Source organism: Flavobacterium selenitireducens (assembly GCF_014748335.1).
In the GTDB taxonomy this organism is placed as follows: domain Bacteria; phylum Bacteroidota; class Bacteroidia; order Flavobacteriales; family Flavobacteriaceae; genus Flavobacterium; species Flavobacterium selenitireducens.
Map to the genome: position 1 here is coordinate 90,697 of NZ_JAAVIY010000005.1, position 16,489 is coordinate 107,185.

At 44.4% G+C, this 16,489-nt stretch carries 16 protein-coding genes and 1 tRNA gene; 14 read left to right on the plus strand and 3 right to left on the minus strand.

Annotated elements, in window-relative coordinates:
- Positions 1 to 357: 357 nt before the first annotated feature.
- From HC229_RS09520 to HC229_RS09575, 12 genes are all read left to right on the plus strand, one after another.
- Complete coding sequence (locus HC229_RS09520; protein ID WP_191020255.1) at positions 358 to 636, plus strand: helix-turn-helix domain-containing protein; 279 nt, start codon at positions 358 to 360, stop codon at positions 634 to 636.
- Positions 637 to 656: 20 nt separating this feature from the next.
- Positions 657 to 848: a hypothetical protein gene (locus HC229_RS09525; RefSeq protein WP_191020256.1), complete on the plus strand. Its 192-nt coding sequence runs from the start codon at positions 657 to 659 to the stop codon at positions 846 to 848.
- A 4-nt stretch (positions 849 to 852) separates the two neighbouring features.
- Positions 853 to 1,629 (plus strand): hypothetical protein, encoded by a 777-nt coding sequence (locus HC229_RS09530; RefSeq protein WP_191020257.1) that lies wholly within the window; start codon positions 853 to 855, stop codon positions 1,627 to 1,629.
- On the plus strand, positions 1,626 to 2,255 hold the full coding sequence (locus HC229_RS09535) for a hypothetical protein (protein WP_191020258.1): 630 nt from the start codon (positions 1,626 to 1,628) through the stop codon (positions 2,253 to 2,255). Before HC229_RS09530 ends, HC229_RS09535 begins: the two co-directional genes overlap by 4 nt.
- Before the next feature lie 16 nt (positions 2,256 to 2,271).
- A complete protein-coding gene (locus tag HC229_RS09540; protein ID WP_191020259.1) occupies positions 2,272 to 3,072 on the plus strand; it encodes a DUF7833 domain-containing protein in 801 nt (266 codons plus the stop codon).
- Between the two features lie 56 nt (positions 3,073 to 3,128).
- Complete coding sequence (locus HC229_RS09545) at positions 3,129 to 5,834, plus strand: hypothetical protein (protein WP_191020260.1); 2,706 nt, start codon at positions 3,129 to 3,131, stop codon at positions 5,832 to 5,834.
- Positions 5,831 to 10,045, plus strand: a complete 4,215-nt coding sequence (locus HC229_RS09550; RefSeq protein ID WP_191020261.1) for a hypothetical protein — start codon at positions 5,831 to 5,833, stop codon at positions 10,043 to 10,045. The genes HC229_RS09545 and HC229_RS09550 overlap by 4 nt, the downstream gene beginning before the upstream one ends.
- Position 10,046: 1 nt before the next feature.
- Entirely contained in the window at positions 10,047 to 10,640 is a 594-nt protein-coding gene (locus HC229_RS09555; protein ID WP_191020262.1) for a hypothetical protein, read from the plus strand.
- A gap of 3 nt (positions 10,641 to 10,643) precedes the next feature.
- Complete coding sequence (locus tag HC229_RS09560; RefSeq protein ID WP_191020263.1) at positions 10,644 to 11,168, plus strand: hypothetical protein; 525 nt, start codon at positions 10,644 to 10,646, stop codon at positions 11,166 to 11,168.
- Between the two features lie 71 nt (positions 11,169 to 11,239).
- Positions 11,240 to 11,596 carry a hypothetical protein gene (locus HC229_RS09565; RefSeq protein WP_191020264.1) on the plus strand — a complete coding sequence of 119 codons (357 nt, stop codon included), beginning with the start codon at positions 11,240 to 11,242 and terminating at the stop codon, positions 11,594 to 11,596.
- Positions 11,574 to 12,074 (plus strand): terminase small subunit, encoded by a 501-nt coding sequence (locus HC229_RS09570; protein ID WP_191020265.1) that lies wholly within the window; start codon positions 11,574 to 11,576, stop codon positions 12,072 to 12,074. The genes HC229_RS09565 and HC229_RS09570 overlap by 23 nt, the downstream gene beginning before the upstream one ends.
- Positions 12,064 to 13,443, plus strand: coding sequence for a terminase (locus HC229_RS09575; RefSeq protein ID WP_191020266.1), 1,380 nt, complete (start codon positions 12,064 to 12,066; stop codon positions 13,441 to 13,443). Before HC229_RS09570 ends, HC229_RS09575 begins: the two co-directional genes overlap by 11 nt.
- Positions 13,444 to 13,529: 86 nt before the next feature.
- Here HC229_RS09575 and HC229_RS09580 read toward each other — a convergent pair.
- Positions 13,530 to 13,603: transfer RNA gene (locus HC229_RS09580), tRNA-Met, on the minus strand.
- Between the two features lie 150 nt (positions 13,604 to 13,753).
- On the opposite strand from HC229_RS09580, the gene HC229_RS09585 reads away from it, so the two are divergent.
- On the plus strand, positions 13,754 to 14,146 hold the full coding sequence (locus HC229_RS09585; RefSeq protein WP_191020267.1) for an START-like domain-containing protein: 393 nt from the start codon (positions 13,754 to 13,756) through the stop codon (positions 14,144 to 14,146).
- A 52-nt stretch (positions 14,147 to 14,198) separates the two neighbouring features.
- Positions 14,199 to 15,038, plus strand: a complete 840-nt coding sequence (locus HC229_RS09590) for an aminotransferase class IV (RefSeq protein ID WP_191020268.1) — start codon at positions 14,199 to 14,201, stop codon at positions 15,036 to 15,038.
- A 357-nt stretch (positions 15,039 to 15,395) separates the two neighbouring features.
- Here HC229_RS09590 and HC229_RS09595 read toward each other — a convergent pair whose 3' ends face one another.
- Positions 15,396 to 15,956, minus strand: coding sequence for a YqgE/AlgH family protein (locus HC229_RS09595; RefSeq protein ID WP_191020269.1), 561 nt, complete (start codon positions 15,954 to 15,956; stop codon positions 15,396 to 15,398).
- Positions 15,957 to 16,078: 122 nt separating this feature from the next.
- Positions 16,079 to 16,351, minus strand: a complete 273-nt coding sequence (locus HC229_RS09600; protein WP_191020270.1) for an HU family DNA-binding protein — start codon at positions 16,349 to 16,351, stop codon at positions 16,079 to 16,081.
- Positions 16,352 to 16,489 lie beyond the last annotated feature (138 nt).

The following is a 16,489-nucleotide window of genomic DNA, read 5'->3' on the forward strand; positions in this document are numbered from 1 at the left end:
AAAAACTTTCTTTTCAAAGTGTGATTATGTCCGCTTTTTCACTATACATTTGCCTTAATCCCTTTGGGATATTCAATTCTTGGCCTACTCAGGCATTCCAATCCTTGAAATTAATATTTGACCGGCAGCTTTCGAGTTGCCATTTCAATTAATTCAAGCGATGTCAAAATCAATTTATCCCGATCAAGTTTCCTCGTCTGAGATTTGCAAAATCTTTGGAATTCGTCCATCTCATGTCTTACGATATATTAAGAATGGCACTCTAACGCCGGTTCCCTCGATACATCCATTTTACGTCTTTGCGACAACCGATGTCGATAAGCTTCAATCATATCTCCAACGCTTAAACCAGAGAAGATGTCAAGGATCGAAATCGAAAGCGTAAACCTTCAGGAACTCTCCGAGATGATAAGAGCATCTGTTCGAGCGGAAATAGCGTTGGCACAGCCTCCATCGACTTCTGATCAAGAAGAACTTCTCAGCTACAAACAAGTTGCCGATATATTCCAGAAGAGCCGCCAGACGATTCACGCATGGGCTTCGAAAGGAATTTTACAACCTTATGGTATTGAGTCCCAAGTATATTTTAAAAGGAGTGAAGTTCTCGCTAGCCTTCAGAAACTATCAACCAAGTAATCAACTAAATTTTATACACCATGCCTTACAAAACCATTAAGGAAGAAGTCCGGGAGCGCCTAGCAAAAATCAAAGCTGATCAGGCATCTCTTATTCAGTTTTGCAAAGACTATTCACACGAGATTCCGGAAGAACTCAACTACACCGAACCTGTAGCGGAACCAAGCGAAGAAGAAATCGAGCAAATGAACGAATATTTAAAACACATTTGAGGTAATGACAAGAAAACTTATACATCAGGACGTATCCTCTGCCGAAACAGTATTTCGCTCAGTCGGTTTTTTAACGGGGAAATTGAACGCTTTCAGAAAGGCTTTCGACAAAACCGGATACAAATTGGAAGACCACTGGCCCGCATTCTCCAAACTTGGGGTTCAGGAGCGTTTTTGGGAAACGATGCAAAAGGAGGCTATGGCTGCTATTCCTTCGACGGTTGCTAATCACTTGGAAAAAGAAATTCAGAAGTCCACTTACAGCATTTACAGTGAATTGAAGGATCTGATTGCCGAGATGCGGAGGGATATCCAAAATTTTTCGAATAGGCAGATCGGATTGTCAGATATTACTTTCCAAGAGAACAAATTCTTTGTATCAAAAGAATCAAAAAAGCGAATACTGGAAGAAAAATTCTCCACATACATCGAGAACGATCAGGAACAATCCGCGGTTGACGCCGGCACAAAAGCAATAGAGGCATACAACGAGTTCAATAAAGTGATGCAATCTTTGGGAATGAGAAGTCCTCTTGGGTTCCTCAATTTAAATACGTTTTGCACGGATAAGGCGGGCGAAAAAGTTCTCGACGCTGCGGGCGTGGTTAGAAGTGTCCGATGGAACATTGCCAAAAGCAAAAACGATGAAGAGCAACGTATTGAAAGTCGGACAAAAATCAAGGCTAAAGCAGATAAAGAAGCATCCATGACATATCTGGATTGCAAATGCGACAACCTTTCAAGTTACGACGAACAAAACAACTTAAAATTGAAGTCATGAGAAAGAAACTTTATGAAAGCATCGAAGAAGCCCAGGCTGTTTTCGCGGATATAAAATTTATCCAAGAGCCGTTACAAAACTTCAAATCTGAGTTTGAAAAAACCGGACTGAACCTTGTGCTTTTTTGGGGCCTTACAGCCAAGCATAACGGGGTGTCTTATTTGCAGGAGGTCTTGACCAATCGAGCAATCGAGACTTACAGTAGCGCCACGCCCCAATCAATCGAATCAATCGTTTACGGGCAAATAAAGGAAATGAACCGCTTGTTTCGGGATGTTGTCAAATTCATTCCAGACTCTTGGCGATCGAGCCACGTTCGACTTCAAGACATTACTTGTAGTGACGATGAGTTTTTTATTTCTGACGACAGTAAAGAAGAAATCATGGATCGAACGTTTAGGATTTATTCCAATAGCGACCTTGAGGAGAAGGCGTTAAATGCCGCGATTGAGCTTGCAAGTGGTTACCAAGCTTTCAAGGATGTTCTTAAAACAGAATTACGTATGGCCACACCGTTTGGAGAGTTGAATATCCTGCATTATTTGAAAGAGAGGAATGGCCGAAAGGTAGTTGATACGGATCAGGTGGTCAAGGTTGTCAGAAGGCTGCAATCGGATCTTAAATAATCCTCATACGAAAGACATGGGAAAAGATCCAGCCTTCTTATTTTATAGCAAGGACTTCTATGAAGGCACCCGCATGATGCTTCCGGAGGAACGCGCTTGCTACCTAGATTTATTAATTTATCAACATCAAAATGGAGGATTTATACCTAACGAACCGCGTCGGTTGATGATGTATTGCTCCGGAATTGATGAAGCTACCCTTAAAGCTACCCTTGAAGCTAAGTTTGAACTAACCGAAAAGGGTTGGTACAACAAAAAGCTTCAGGAGGTTGTTTCGCTGAGGTCCGAGTTTTCGGGCAAGCAAGCCCTTAATGGCCGGGTCGGGCAATTTTGGAAAAAAGCAAAGTTGTTTTTAAGCGAAAAAGAACATTCACAACTTAGAGAAAACCTTCAACATCTTAATAATGAAGAAATATTTGAGAAAATAAAGGATATTGATATAAAAAACAAAGCTATGCTTGAAGCTATGCTTAAGCATTTAGTAAATGAAGATGTAATTGAAGATGTAATTGTAGTTGATAAAGGAAAAGGGGTTCAAGGGGAAAAACCATTAAGCAGAAATCAGGCATTTTACAACAATGCGATAGAATCTCCGGAATGGATAGAAACGGTTTGCATGCAACAGCGATCAACACCCGAAATCATTATTGCAAAACTTAAAGACTTCCTCTTGACAATCGAGGCACAAACAGACCAGAAGCCCAATGAAAAGGAATTCCGAAGCCATTTTGTCAATTGGATGACCAAAACCGCAAATCAAAAACCTGCGGCAAATGGGATTAGGCCGCCCGGCCAACGTCCTTACCGAAACGTGTAGTTTCCTCAATTCTTGAAATTAATTCTTGACCATACCAACTTTAAAACGTCAAGAATATGGGAGTGTTCCCAATACCAACAGACCGAATCAGATATACACTTTCCCACAAGACCTACGGTAGTTTTACGTTGCCAGAGGAGCCTTCAGGATGGGACACTGACGAAAAGGAATATGCCCGAAATGTGGACTATCACGGCATTTTCGCCAAGTTTTCCAACGCGTTAAAGTTTAAAGGCGAATCCAAAGATTTCATCCAGATGATTGAGGCGACCGAGGGCATCAATGCCCGCCCTCGGTTATTGCGGGAAGAGCGCCACCCAGTCACTGACATCTGGACGCGCAGCTATGAGGGATACCTTGACCTCACCACGCGTGAGATATCCGACGACACGCTTTCAATAAAGTTTAGTTCCGGAGGTTTGGAGCCCATTTTGAAAGCGCGGGAATCTGAAGCCGTTGAATTGGACCGATTATCTACAATGGACGGAAAGCCGATTGACCCAATGACGGTGGAGCAGGTTTCGCTTGACGGTCGAAGGATTTTGTTAACCTCAATTTGGGAGATCAGTCGTGCGGATAATATTGCCAGTACTAGGGTCCGCAGTAATGGCGGTACGCGATATCAATCCACGGGCGTTCCTTTTGAGCTTATCGAGAGGTCACATGAAGAAGCCCAATCGGTCATTCCGGAATCCCACGGGAATGAATTGAACGGAACCACGGGAATGATGTTGATCGCAAAAGTGGACCGGCCACGAACATTTCGTGTCAAAATGAACCTCACGTTTACTACCAATGTTTTTGAATACGACCATGTGAATCATGGTTGGTATGGATTGTTTTTCGGCAAATATTCAAATGGAGAGTCGTACGATTCTGAAAGCAGGATTGAGATTTTTCGGAAGGAGAAAGTGGAAGGACAGCCAAACCAGTTGCTTGAACTTGGCGGAACTTTCGGAAGTTGGTTCGATCCAAATAATATTGCGCCCGCAACCTGGAATGTAGCTTTTGACGACACAATATCCCTCGATACAGGGCAAAGTTTGTCGCTTGAGTTTCTGGTACGCGCCGATTTGGGTAATGCGACACACCGAGGACACTTAGGAATCAAAGCGCAGGACATAAAAGGCAAATGCACCATTATCGAAGACAGCTTCTACGAAAAGTCAAAAGCAAAGTTCTTCCTGATGTACGACGTTTTCGAGCGCCTTGCGGAAATCATGACCGGAAGCAAAAAGAATTTTCGATCGCGATTTTTCGGACGTACCGACAAAGGATACGCCGTTGACGGCCCGGGTGCGCACACAGGCATCACGCACGGTTTTTGGCTGCGTGGATTTGACAAGCACTCCGTAATCGGTGTTCAGCCTTGGCAGGCATCCACCTACACAACGCGCGCGGCGGTCACATTCAACGAAATTACCTATGTACTGGCCGGGAACGTTCCCATTCCTTTTCAGAGCACAAACTTCACATCTGAAAAGAACGCAGGAAAATGGATTTTGCCGTCGCCTGCCATATCTGGATCGCTTAATGAAATCGTTTTTGATTTGGGTGACATTTCCGGACAGACGGACAACGGGGAGCTTGCGTACTACATAAATGAAAATGGTGACACCTACCCGCTAACAAACCAGGAGCGCGCGTATTTCTTCAGATACATTTACAATGGAGTTGAGACAACTTACCGATACAACACGGCGGACGGCGGCCTTCACGTTTATGGGGCGGGGACCGGAAATACCATGCTTGGAACATTTCTGACGCAAACCACAAACATTGATTCCGAGCCAAACCCGTTCAAGCCGCTTGCAACGTCATTCAAGGATTGCGAGAACTCGAATGCGGCCATTTGGAATACGGGATTGGGAATCGAACGCGTCGGCTTCGAGGAAAAGATCGTTGTTGAGGATCTTCGCTATTTCTATAATCCCAACGTCACTGTCCGACTACCCAACCAGATATCCAAAGTCAAGCGGACCGTTTCGACGAAGCATTATTTCAGCTCCATAGAAATAGGTTACGAGAAAGGCGGCAACTATGAGGAAGCGATGGGCCTTGACGAATACAACGGGAAAACGACTTTTTCGACGGTAATCACTGCTTTGAAAAACAGCTATTCCGCATTGTCCGCATATAGAGGTGACTCATACGGAAAGGAGTTTGCGCGCAGGAAACCGAAAACTCAATATCCTACCACCGACACCCAATACGACGACGACATTTTTTACCTCGATCTAAAAAAGACTGAGACGGAAATTTTTAAAGAGCGCCTTTGGTTCGATGGGCCCGATGCTCTCGAAGAGCCGCCGACTGGAACCTATTCCCCTGAAACGGCGACGAACCTAAGATTGTCGCCATTCAACATGATGTTGCGACACGGCTGGTACATTGCCGCGGGACTTGTAAAATATCCGATGGATTACATACGATATGCCAGTTCGACCGCGAACAGTTCGCTTACGACAAAAATGGTCGGACAACATCAATATTCGGAAAACGGTAATATTCTCAACTCCGAATTATCCCGGCCAAGGTTTGTCCCTGAAATCGTCGAGTTTGAGCACGTATGCGATTTCGGAATCATGCAAATCATTGACGGCAAATCGATCATCAATGGACAGCAAACCCTAAACATTTACGGCCTCATTGAATTCACAAATGAGGACGGGCAACCGGAAAAAGGATGGCTCATAAGCCTAAAGCCAAATGGCGCAGGCAAGTGGCAAGTATTAAAGTATAATTCACAAAGACAACCATGAGTTCAGCGGGCACAATTACAAGAAAAGACATCATAACGGACGACGCTTTAGCATGGGGTGACGACTACGCAAAAAACCTTGATGCGGCAATTGCCAAAAACAAGGAATTTGTGAGTATCATTCTGCAAATGCGAGCCTCAAGCGAAGAACTTCGGAAGGCTGAGGGCTTCAAGGAAATGCAGGCCGCACTGAAGCGATCTAACGAAATTGGGGAAAAAGGGCTTAAAATATGGAAGGAGCAGGACCAGCTTGAAAAGCAGCTCATTTCTACCAAAAAGAAAAACGAACTCGCGACGGAAAGCACGAACCAGGCCTTGATTAAAGAAAGGACATTGCTTCAGGAGGTCAACAAGCAAATCAAACAAGAGCAACGTGATCGTTTGGGGTTGGTCGGTGCTCATGAGAAGCTGACTCGCGCCCGAAACGAAGCGCAAAAGCGCCTTGGGGATTTGTTATCAGCAGAGAAGCGCAACACAGCAGAGATTGCGCGCGCAAATATCGAATTCCAAAAACTCGAAGCGAGGTTATCAGCTGTCAACGCGGCAATCAACAACTACAAAAACAATATTGGAAATTACCAGTCGGCTTTTAAAGGTCTGAGGGGCACTCTGGTTGATCTTATGTCCGCTTTTGGACTCGTCGGCGGACTGCAATTGTTCAGCACCATATTGAAGGACGTTTTTAGCGTTATTCGTGAGTTTGACAGGCAGTTAATCGCAGTTGGTAAAACTACCGGAATCTCTGGCGCAGAACTGGACGCGTTGGGAGTTGCCGTCATTGACCTTGGAGGAAAGCTCGACGGGATAAGTATTCAAGGACTACTTGAGTCGGCAGAAGTCGCAGGACAGTTGGGCGTGACCGGAACGGCCAATATCCTCAAGTTTTCCGAGGCGGTGGAAAAGCTAAGATTGACCTCGAATATTATTTCCGAAGAGCAGGTTGGAAGTTTCGCGAAATTCATTGAGGTTTCATCTGACAGCTTCGAGAACGCAGACCGTCTGGCATCCGTAATTACCGCACTCGGAAACGCCTATGCATCAACTGAAGGAGAAATTTTAGCCAACGCAACGGAGATTCAGAAAGGTATCGCAGTTTACAATACGTCGGCACAAGGAGTGCTTGGATTGGCCGCTGCTACTTCAACGCTAGGTTCGGAAGCCGAAGCTTCTCGAAGCGCCGTTCAAACAACTTTTGGCGTTTTGAACGATGCGATCGCGACAGGAAAGAACCTTGAGCAAGTTTTAAAGCTCACAGGACTCACCGAAAAACAACTTTCGGAGCAATTCAACAAGGATGCTACCGGCGTGTTTCTGAAGTTCGTTAAAGGCTTGAAAGATTCGAAGGATCAAGGCAAAAACCTTAGCCTCACACTCGACGAATTGGGGATATCAGAGAAGAGGGCGTTTACCGTAGTTGGATCGTTGGCCGCGAACTACGGCGTTTTGGAAAATGCAATGAAGTCAGCCGGCGCAGAATACAAAGAAAACGCTGCGCTAAACGAGGAGGTTGCCGCTGCCGCCCAAAGTATTGATTCAGTTCTCAATGATTTAAGGGATGAATGGAGTAAGTATGTCCTTCAGCAAAACAACGCAAATGAAGGGTCACAGAGAATCGTAAAAACGCTGAGGTTTCTCAAGGACAATCTCGCCGACGTCATAACCAATACACTGAAGTTTGGGGCTATTATCCTGACTTTCATTGGGGTTCAGAAAGCATGGAACACATCCATGATAATTTGGAACGGACTAAAGGCCGCTTCGACCACTCTTCAGCTGCGTTTTGCGATGGCTACTGGAGTTGGTACCGTTGCCATAAAAGCGCAAGCCGCCGCCGCCCGGGAAGCCGCCGCCGCGACCACGTTATTAAATACAGCTACCAAATCAACGCCATGGGGATTAATATTAGGCATTGTTCTCTCACTAGTCGCCGCGTACGACGCGTTTGCAGCTTCAGCGGGTTCTGTTGCAGATGCCCAAAAAAGACTTGCTGAAGCTGCGGAGAAAGATGCCGCGGCATTAGCGGAAAGTGAAAAGTCTTTTGATAATTTCTATCGCAAGAAACTCAAAGCTATTTCAGACGAATACGCAATTAAAAGAGCCGCTCAAGGCGACAGTGAAAGACTTGATCAGGAGGAAATTGACGCGCAAAAAACGGTAGCCGAAAACGCAATCGCAGGCAACAACAAAATCATCGCGTCCAACGCATCGCTTGTCGAAGATGAAAAAAGAAAATCTGCGGAACGAGTTAGAATTCTTGAAGAAACGAGGCAGCGTTTATTAGCTGTGGACGATGAAAGCCAAGGCGCAGCCCGCGAGGCAGCTAAAAAATATCAAAGGGATATTGAAAGCGAAAAAGCGTCTAGCGCAGTGATAATCCAAAGAATGACATCAGACAGTGAATCTAAGAAGAAATTAAACAAAAAGCTGAACGACGACATTGCCGAGATTGATCAACAAGCAGCGGTATTAAAGGCAAATAACCAAAGGGAATTATCTGACAAGGAAAAGCGCGATCAAGAAAAAAGGGCGCGAGAACGCGAAGCACTGGCACGGAAGGAATGGGAAGCACAAAAGAAACTGATGGAGGACCGCTCGAAATTGGATCAGTTTCAACTACAGGTTAAAATTGATGCCAATCAGGACTTTATTGAAAATGAAAACAACTTCATTGACGAGCGCCTTGATGCGATTGACGAAAACGAGAAGCTTATAGCAGAACAAGTCCGAAAACAGTCCGAGAAGGAGCTCCGACAATTTGCAACCTACAATGCTGAAAAAGGCAAGTTCATTCGCGACTTTTCGGATAAGGAAGTTGCAGAAATAATTCGAACCGGCAAAACCAAGAAGGCGTTAACAGACGAACAAAAGCTTATTTATGCGAGGTTTCAAAACAGCATGACTCAAACTGCGATCGATGCCGAACGGAAAAGGGAGCAAGTAATTGATCAGTCAGCAGAAAACCAGGCGAAAGCTTGGGAGGAAAGGATTAAGAAAGTAATCGAAGGAACTGGCGACGAAAGTCAGATCATCATGGAGAAGGAAATTATGAACCTTCAAAAAGCCCTGCAAGAAAAACGTATTACCGTCGAGAAATACGAAGAATCTGTTGCACGCATTCGCCAACAGTATGCGCAAGCAAATCTGGAAAATCAAATTCAGACGCTCGAAACTGAGCTTGCAACTCTGGCGGACACTGACGAGAAGAAGGCGGTTTTAAAGAAGGTGCTGCACAATCTTGAGGTGCAACTTTCAAATGTTTCCACTCAGACTCAAATCGATAACGAGGCAAAGATTCTCGAAGTAAAAAGAGCCGCCATTTCCGAGGCAAGTAATGCACTGGCAGAGTCCTTCGGTCTGGACGCTCAAGTTATCGAACGATTTCTCGAAGGCGTTGTCAACGGATTCAAGAGCACTGGCGAAGCAATTCAGGCAACGATGGCGCTCGTCAGTGAAATAACGTCCGCCATCTTCAGTGCGCGAATTCAAAACATCGATATCGAAATTCAAAGGGAGCAGGAAAAATATGACCGACTTATTGAACTGGCAGGCAACGATCAACGACAGAAAGATCTTCTCACGAAGGAATCCGAAAAGAAGCGTGACGAATTGGAGAAGAAGAAGCGAAAGGAACAGGAAAAAGCGGCGATGTACGACAAGGCTTTGAAAATCGTACAAACCGGAATAGCGACCGCGTTGGCAATCATGCAGGCCTACACGCTTGGCCCGATCGCGGGTTCGGCTGCAGCAATTTGGATCGCGATCCTCGGGGGAATCCAGACAGCCGCCATTGCCGCGGCTCCAATTCCAAAAGCATACAAGCTTGGCCGTAAAGGAGGGCCGGAAGAACTTGCGATTGTTGGGGACGGCGGGAGACCCGAAGTGATTACCGATCGACACGGTTCGAATCCGAGGTTGACACCCAATAAGCCAACGTATGCACACCTGAAGGAAGGGGACATTGTCCACAAGTCCAAAGAGGATTATTTCAGGTTTATGAGCAAGACCAGTCTTCGCGGGATTGCGGAACGCCAACAAAGACATGAAGCTGCTTACCAAATATTGAACGCCACAGCTGACAGTCCGGAGCTTTTGAAAGAAATGCAGTTGACCCGCAAAGCGATTGAACGGATCAAATTGCCGCGGCCGCAACATCAGAGCCCGCAAAATATCAATCACGAACTATGGGCAATGACCCAAACAAAATGGAGATAATATGATTTACGACTCTCTAAGAAAGTTGCCCATGGTTCTTGCCATTGAGGTAATGGAAACCGGAAATCTTCGCCTATTGACCGATGATGATTCAATTACGGACGAACAGCTGTTCGACATGTGGGAAATTCTTTTCGAGGAATTTGAAGTGAAGCGGACAGGTAAGAAAGCCGGACAATCGAAGGAATTTCTTTCAAATCGCGAAATCGAGTTTTTGGAAAGGAAGCTTTCAATTATAAAATGTGCCTGTGATGCGCTTCTGTTTGATAGAAATGACGAAATGATTGAACTGCTGAAGGATTACAATTATGTGATTCGCGACGGAAGCTATATCTCCGACATCCAAAAAGTGCTGCGGGAAGCAGATGCGATCAAAATCAAAATATCGATGATAAGGGACGGACTGAAAAAAGAAACCGCGGAGCCGCCGGACATCATCGAATCAATGGCCGCGATTACCGTAATCCTTGGAACTGACTTCGACTATTACGCTGTGAGCTGTGAAAAGTACTTTGCACTCGAAAAGGCGGTCGATAAGAAAATCAAGGCAATGACAGAAGCAAACAAACCAAATAACAAAACCAAAAACAAATAGAACATGCAAACATCAATCGACAACCTGCCAATGGCGACATTCGAAAACATCAAATCCACCGGTAACGTTCAACTACTCGCATCGAATTCAGGAGTTGACGTCAATCTCAAAAAGATGTGGAGGCAAATCAAATGTGAAGCAAACGCCTTGCGAAAGTTCGGCATAGACCGAGAGCAAGAATTTAAGAGAAATCGCAAGGAAATAATTTTGAAGTGTTGCACAGCGCTCAAGTTCTCCCACGACAGCCGACTGATCGCTTTGCTTGCTTCTCACGGATTCATAGTGACGGAAACTAACTACGAAAGCGATCTAGCCGCGATTGAAAAGGCCAATGAGTTGAGAAGTACCGATGTAATCGTTCCCGAAATTCTTTCCGAAGAGGTGAGCTATCCTGTCCGGGTGCGATACTTGAAAAACCTGTTTTGCATTGTCTTTGACGAAAACCAGATTAGCGTTAGAAAGTTCCTTGAGATCGAAGGCCGTGCAATCCAAAACCAAAACGATTCACATCTACTAACAGCAAACTAAGTAATATGCCGGACCGGATTGGTCTCATGCCTGTCGAGGCCTTTCCGGAATCTGGCTTAAATCCAACACTCATGAACGAAAATATGAAAAACGCAGAGCCGATTGTAGAAGTAATAGACCGCCTTAAACCATACCTGCACCAATGGCTTAATGACGCTACCGCGATCAAGCTGATGGCCGAGATGAAAAACGCACTTGAATATGACATCAGGCTTTTTTTTGACGAAACAAATAGTATAAAGCCTGTCGTTGAGTTTCCAGAGGGATGGGAAAACGCAGTACACTATTCAGAGGTAATTTCTGGCGACAAAAAGTCGAGATCAATAGTTTTTTTTGGAAAACAGGCCGCAATATCTGCCGTACTCACTTATGCGGAAGTATTTATAACGAATGAAAAATTAAACCATGGCACGCCCCAGAAAAATTAAAACACCTGCTAAAATGTGGGAACACTTCGAAGCTTACCGAAAGGAGCTGCGGGATAATCCGATTCTGATAGTTGAACAGAAGCGCGGCAACACCACTATTCGAGTTACGGCGAAAGACGGGGAAGTTAACTTCACGCCTCCAAGCGATCTTGTTTATCTGCCTCGGGCACGATGTCTCACTATGGAGGGCTTCGAAAATTGGCTTTCTGACAATGAAATTATATCAGACGTTTCTGACTATTTTGAAAATAAAAACGGCGCGTATGAAGAGTTTCTCCCTGTCTGTACGCGCATTAGGAAAAATATACGCCAGGATCAAATTGAGGGCGGAATGGCGGGCATTTTTAACCCTTCCATTACGCAACGCCTTAACAATTTGGTGGAGCGGACTGACCACACAACTAAAGACGAAGCGATTCTCCCAATTATCGGGATGAAAATCGTTGTAGAGGACCAAAACAAGGACGATGCAAATTGAATTTAACACGCGCGGAAACATTAAGCAGGCCCAGGCGGCTAAACTATGGCTTGACTCCACCACTGCGGATATCTGCTACGGCGGCTCCAAGGGTTCGGCAAAATCATACACTGGATGCTCTCTGATTTTTGGTGACGCGCTTATCTATCCCGGCACGCATTACTTCATAGCCCGCAAGAAGCTGAACGATCTTCGAAAATACACGGTTCCGTCGATACATGAGGTCTTTCAGCATTGGGGATTGTCTGACAAATATTTTTCCTATAATGGAAACGACAACTTTTTTTCGTTGTATAATGAGTCAAAGGTCTATTTGATTGACGCGAAATACCTTCCGTCCGATCCGGATTATTACCGTTTCGGCTCCATGCAGATGACACGCGGATGGATCGAGGAAGCGGGGGAGTTTGAACTTGAAGCAAAAAATGCCCTGAGCGCTTCAATTGGCCGTTGGAAAAATGAGAAATACAACCTGGCCGGAAAACTTCTGCAGACCTGTAACCCGTCCAAGAACTACCTCTACTCGAATTATTATAAGCCGAACAAAGAGGGAACACTCGAACCGTGGAAAGCGTTCATTCAGGCGCTTCCCACCGACAACAAAATGTTGGACAAGGGTTATCTCGAAAGCCTCGAACGCACGCTATCAAAAAACGAAAAGGAGCGGTTGCTGTTCGGAAATTGGGAGTACGATGATGACCCGATGAAACTCTTTCATGACTATGATAAAATTTTGGAAGTGTTTACCAATGAATTTGTTCAATCCAACGGAAAAAGGTATTTAACAGCAGATATCGCTTATGAGGGGTCAGATTTGTTTGTCATGGGCATTTGGGATGGGCTTACGTTGATAAGGATTGAAGCAATCGACAAGATCGACGAAACACAGGTGTCGCGTAAGATTCAGGAATTACGCCTGAAGTACAACGTACCATTGAGCCATGTAATCTACGATGCCGACGGACTAAAGACTTTTGTTCGTCAAAGCGCGAAAACCGGAACACTTGTCGGGGCCAGACAGTTCCACAACAACGGTACGGCCATCGGAGGTGAAAACTATTATAACCTGAAATCGCAATGCTATTTCAAATTGGCTGAATTCGTCAACGAAAGCAAGATTTATTGCAAAGACCAGCGTTACCGAAAGCAAATGATCGAAGAGCTTGAACAGATCAAAAAGCGAATCCGAAATGATGATAACGAACCTTTACGCCTCGAAAAAAAGGAGGATATCAGAAAGCGGCTTGGCCGATCACCCGATTTTGCAGACATGCTTATGATGCGTATGTTGCCTGAAATAAGTTCCGGTCCGCGAACTCACGCCACAAGCCCTGAAATGTTGGAAAGAGTTGCTGCTATCTACGGGTAATTTGCATTCGTTTGGCAAGCGTTTGGTGAAACTAAAAAAAGAAACCCGCAAACACCTATAGATAGAGGTTTTACGGGTTTTTATTGTAGCGAGGACGGGAGTTGAACCCGTGACCTCAGGGTTATGAATCCTGCGCTCTAACCGACTGAGCTACCTCGCCAAATTTTCGGTTATTGCATTTCCTCAATGCGGGTGCAAATATAAAACTAAAATGGGTTTGGGCAAATTCTTCGGGCAAAAAAAATATTTTTCAAAAAATGGCCTCTTTAGTTTTAATTCTATATATTTCCCAAAAATAAAATAGTACCACATGAACGTCAAAGTACGATACGAGCTAGAGTTTCCGCTAAATTCCTCTCCGCAACTTCTTTACCAGTATATCTCGACGCCGTCGGGTCTTTCGGAGTGGTTTGCGGACAATGTGAACTCGAGGGGCGAAATCTTTACGTTTATCTGGAACGATACCGAAGAAAAAGCGCGTCTAACCTCGAAAAAGACTGGTGAAAAAGTGAAATTCCGTTGGGTTGACGAAAATAACAACGACACGGACCTATTCTTTGAACTCCGTATTCTCGAGGACGAGATCACGAAGGATGTTTCGCTTTTGGTAATCGACTACGCCGACGAAGACGAACTGGACGAAGCCAAGCAGCTTTGGGACAACCAGATTTCAGATCTCAAACACGTCATCGGTTCGGTCTGACAAAAGCCATATAAAACGTATATTTGCCCTGACTTAAACTCAGGGTTTTTTTATGCTCAATCACAACGGGAAATTCATTCCTGAATCCGATCCGGCCGTCGACAATCGCGGCCTCCTTTTTGGCGACGGCGTTTACGAAACGGTACGCGTCCTGGACGGCAAAGTACTTTTTCTTGAAGATCATTATTTCAGGCTGATGGCCGGAATGCGAATCGTCCGTATGGAAATTCCGATGGCGTTCACGATGGAATTCTTTGAAACCCAACTCATCGAAACGGCAAAAAATGAGGATTGCAGTGACAGCGCCCGCGTCCGGATGACCGTTTTCCGGTCAGGTGCGGGATTTTACCTTCCGCAGACGAATGAAGTGCAGTGGATCGTATCGGCACAACGGCTCCCGTCCGGACTGTACTGCATTTCCCAAGAGCGCTATGAAGTGGAGCTTTTTAAGGATTTCTACGTCACACGACAATTGCTATCGTCGATCAAGAATACGAATAAGCTCATAAACGTAACTGCAAGTATTTTTGCAAACGAAAACGGTTACGAAAATTGTCTGTTGATGAACGATTCGAAAAACGTCATCGAAGCGATAAACGGCAACCTGTTCATGCTTGTCGGAAACAGATTGACGACGCCTCCGGTTTCGGAAGGTTGCCTCAACGGCGTCATGCGAAAGCAAATTCTCGCAATTGCAAGAACGATCGAGGGTTTGGAAGTGATAGAGGAGGTAATTTCCCCGTTCGACCTACAAAAGGCCGACGAGCTTTTTATTACCAATGTGATTATGGGCGTGCAACCTATTACGCAATACCGTAAGAAATCATACGGAATCGAGTTTTCCCAAGGCTTGGTGGGTAAACTGAATGCTCAGGTCAGGTTAGGGATTTAACTTGTTGGAAGGTTAAAGTTTGGGTTGTTTAAAGTTTAAAGTTCGAATTGTTTAAAGTTTAAAGTTTGGGATTGTTTAAAGTTTAAAGTTCGAATTATTTAAAGTTCAAAGTTTGGGATTGTTTAAAGTTTAAAGTTCAAAGTTTGGGATTGTTTAAAGTTTAAAGTTCGAATTGTTAAAGTTCGAATTGTGTTTAAGTTTGATCGTTTGAGGTCGGCATATTGGTTAGCGATATCAATCAAAAAGTTTAGTTTATCGCACAATAACAATATTTAACGCTATCATCGGATTAAACCTTAAACCTTAAACCTTAAACCTTAAACCTTAAACCTTAAACCTTAAACCTTAAACTTAAACCTAATTCAACATCGGATTTTCAGGTGCGTTCGACCAAAGCATATAATCACCGCCTAATTCGAGGATTTTTTCTTTCCAGAAATCATTTGTAGACTTACCGATGATTTTGTTCTTGTAAACGTTTTCGGCCAAAATCCAGGAATTGGCTTCCATTTCATCTTCTAGTTGTTGGGCGGCCCATCCGGTATAACCGAGGAAAAATCTGATGTGTTCCTTTTTGATCTTCCCGTCGTTGATTAATTTTTTGGTAAGATCGAAGTCGCCTCCCCAATAAATTCCGTTTGAAATTTCGATGCTGTCCGGTATAAGCTCCGGAATGTTGTGTATAAAATAAAGATTATCCTGCTCTACCGGCCCGCCATTGTAGATCTTGAAATTAGCCTCAATGTCCGGCACGAGATCGCTGACAGTGTATTTTAGGGGCTTGTTGAGGATGAAGCCGACAGAGCCATCGTCATTGTGGTCCGCCAATAAAATGACCGAGCGGTTAAATGAGATATCGCCTAAGATGGAGGGTTCGGCAATCAGCAAAAGCCCTTTGGTGAGTTTTTCTGAAATCATATTCCCGCGTTTTTATTTTAAATTTAACTAAAAGTCTTTGAAATAGCCAAACAAACATGAGGATTTTATAAAAAAAAGCCTTTCAAACGAAAGGCCTTTGTTATTCTGTATGTAGTAACTTCTTAGTTTACACCACCTTCTAGTTCAGCACCAGCTTTGAACTTTACAACGTTTTTAGCGGCGATCTTGATAGTTTTCCCAGTTTGTGGGTTACGTCCTTCGCGAGCAGCTCTTTTAGATACTGACCAAGATCCGAATCCAACAAGGGATACGCGTCCTCCATTTTTAAGAGTGCCTCCTACGTTGTTCAAAAATGATTCTAAAGCTGTTTTTGCAGCTGCTTTTGAAATCCCTGCATCAGCAGCAATAGCATCGATTAATTCTGATTTGTTCATAATAATAGTTATTAATTGATTGGTTAAACATTTAGTTCCTTCAAACAAATTTAGTAGGAAATCCTTACCACGCAAGACTTGGCGCGTGTTTTTGAACGATTTGTTGATAACTTCGATGATTTGTTGAAAATCGCGGTT

Coding starts and splice junctions, on each gene's coding strand:
- HC229_RS09550 (WP_191020261.1), top strand. CDS start 5,831: ATGAGTTCAGCGGGCACAATTACAAGAAAAGACATCATAACGGACGAC.
- HC229_RS09560 (WP_191020263.1), top strand. CDS start 10,644: ATGCAAACATCAATCGACAACCTGCCAATGGCGACATTCGAAAACATC.
- HC229_RS09590 (WP_191020268.1), top strand. CDS start 14,199: ATGCTCAATCACAACGGGAAATTCATTCCTGAATCCGATCCGGCCGTC.
- HC229_RS09595 (WP_191020269.1), bottom strand. CDS start 15,956: ATGATTTCAGAAAAACTCACCAAAGGGCTTTTGCTGATTGCCGAACCC.
- HC229_RS09545 (WP_191020260.1), top strand. CDS start 3,129: ATGGGAGTGTTCCCAATACCAACAGACCGAATCAGATATACACTTTCC.
- HC229_RS09540 (WP_191020259.1), top strand. CDS start 2,272: ATGGGAAAAGATCCAGCCTTCTTATTTTATAGCAAGGACTTCTATGAA.
- HC229_RS09525 (WP_191020256.1), top strand. CDS start 657: ATGCCTTACAAAACCATTAAGGAAGAAGTCCGGGAGCGCCTAGCAAAA.
- HC229_RS09565 (WP_191020264.1), top strand. CDS start 11,240: ATGAACGAAAATATGAAAAACGCAGAGCCGATTGTAGAAGTAATAGAC.
- HC229_RS09530 (WP_191020257.1), top strand. CDS start 853: ATGACAAGAAAACTTATACATCAGGACGTATCCTCTGCCGAAACAGTA.
- HC229_RS09520 (WP_191020255.1), top strand. CDS start 358: ATGTCAAGGATCGAAATCGAAAGCGTAAACCTTCAGGAACTCTCCGAG.
- HC229_RS09585 (WP_191020267.1), top strand. CDS start 13,754: ATGAACGTCAAAGTACGATACGAGCTAGAGTTTCCGCTAAATTCCTCT.
- HC229_RS09600 (WP_191020270.1), bottom strand. CDS start 16,351: ATGAACAAATCAGAATTAATCGATGCTATTGCTGCTGATGCAGGGATT.
- HC229_RS09555 (WP_191020262.1), top strand. CDS start 10,047: ATGATTTACGACTCTCTAAGAAAGTTGCCCATGGTTCTTGCCATTGAG.
- HC229_RS09535 (WP_191020258.1), top strand. CDS start 1,626: ATGAGAAAGAAACTTTATGAAAGCATCGAAGAAGCCCAGGCTGTTTTC.
- HC229_RS09575 (WP_191020266.1), top strand. CDS start 12,064: ATGCAAATTGAATTTAACACGCGCGGAAACATTAAGCAGGCCCAGGCG.
- HC229_RS09570 (WP_191020265.1), top strand. CDS start 11,574: ATGGCACGCCCCAGAAAAATTAAAACACCTGCTAAAATGTGGGAACAC.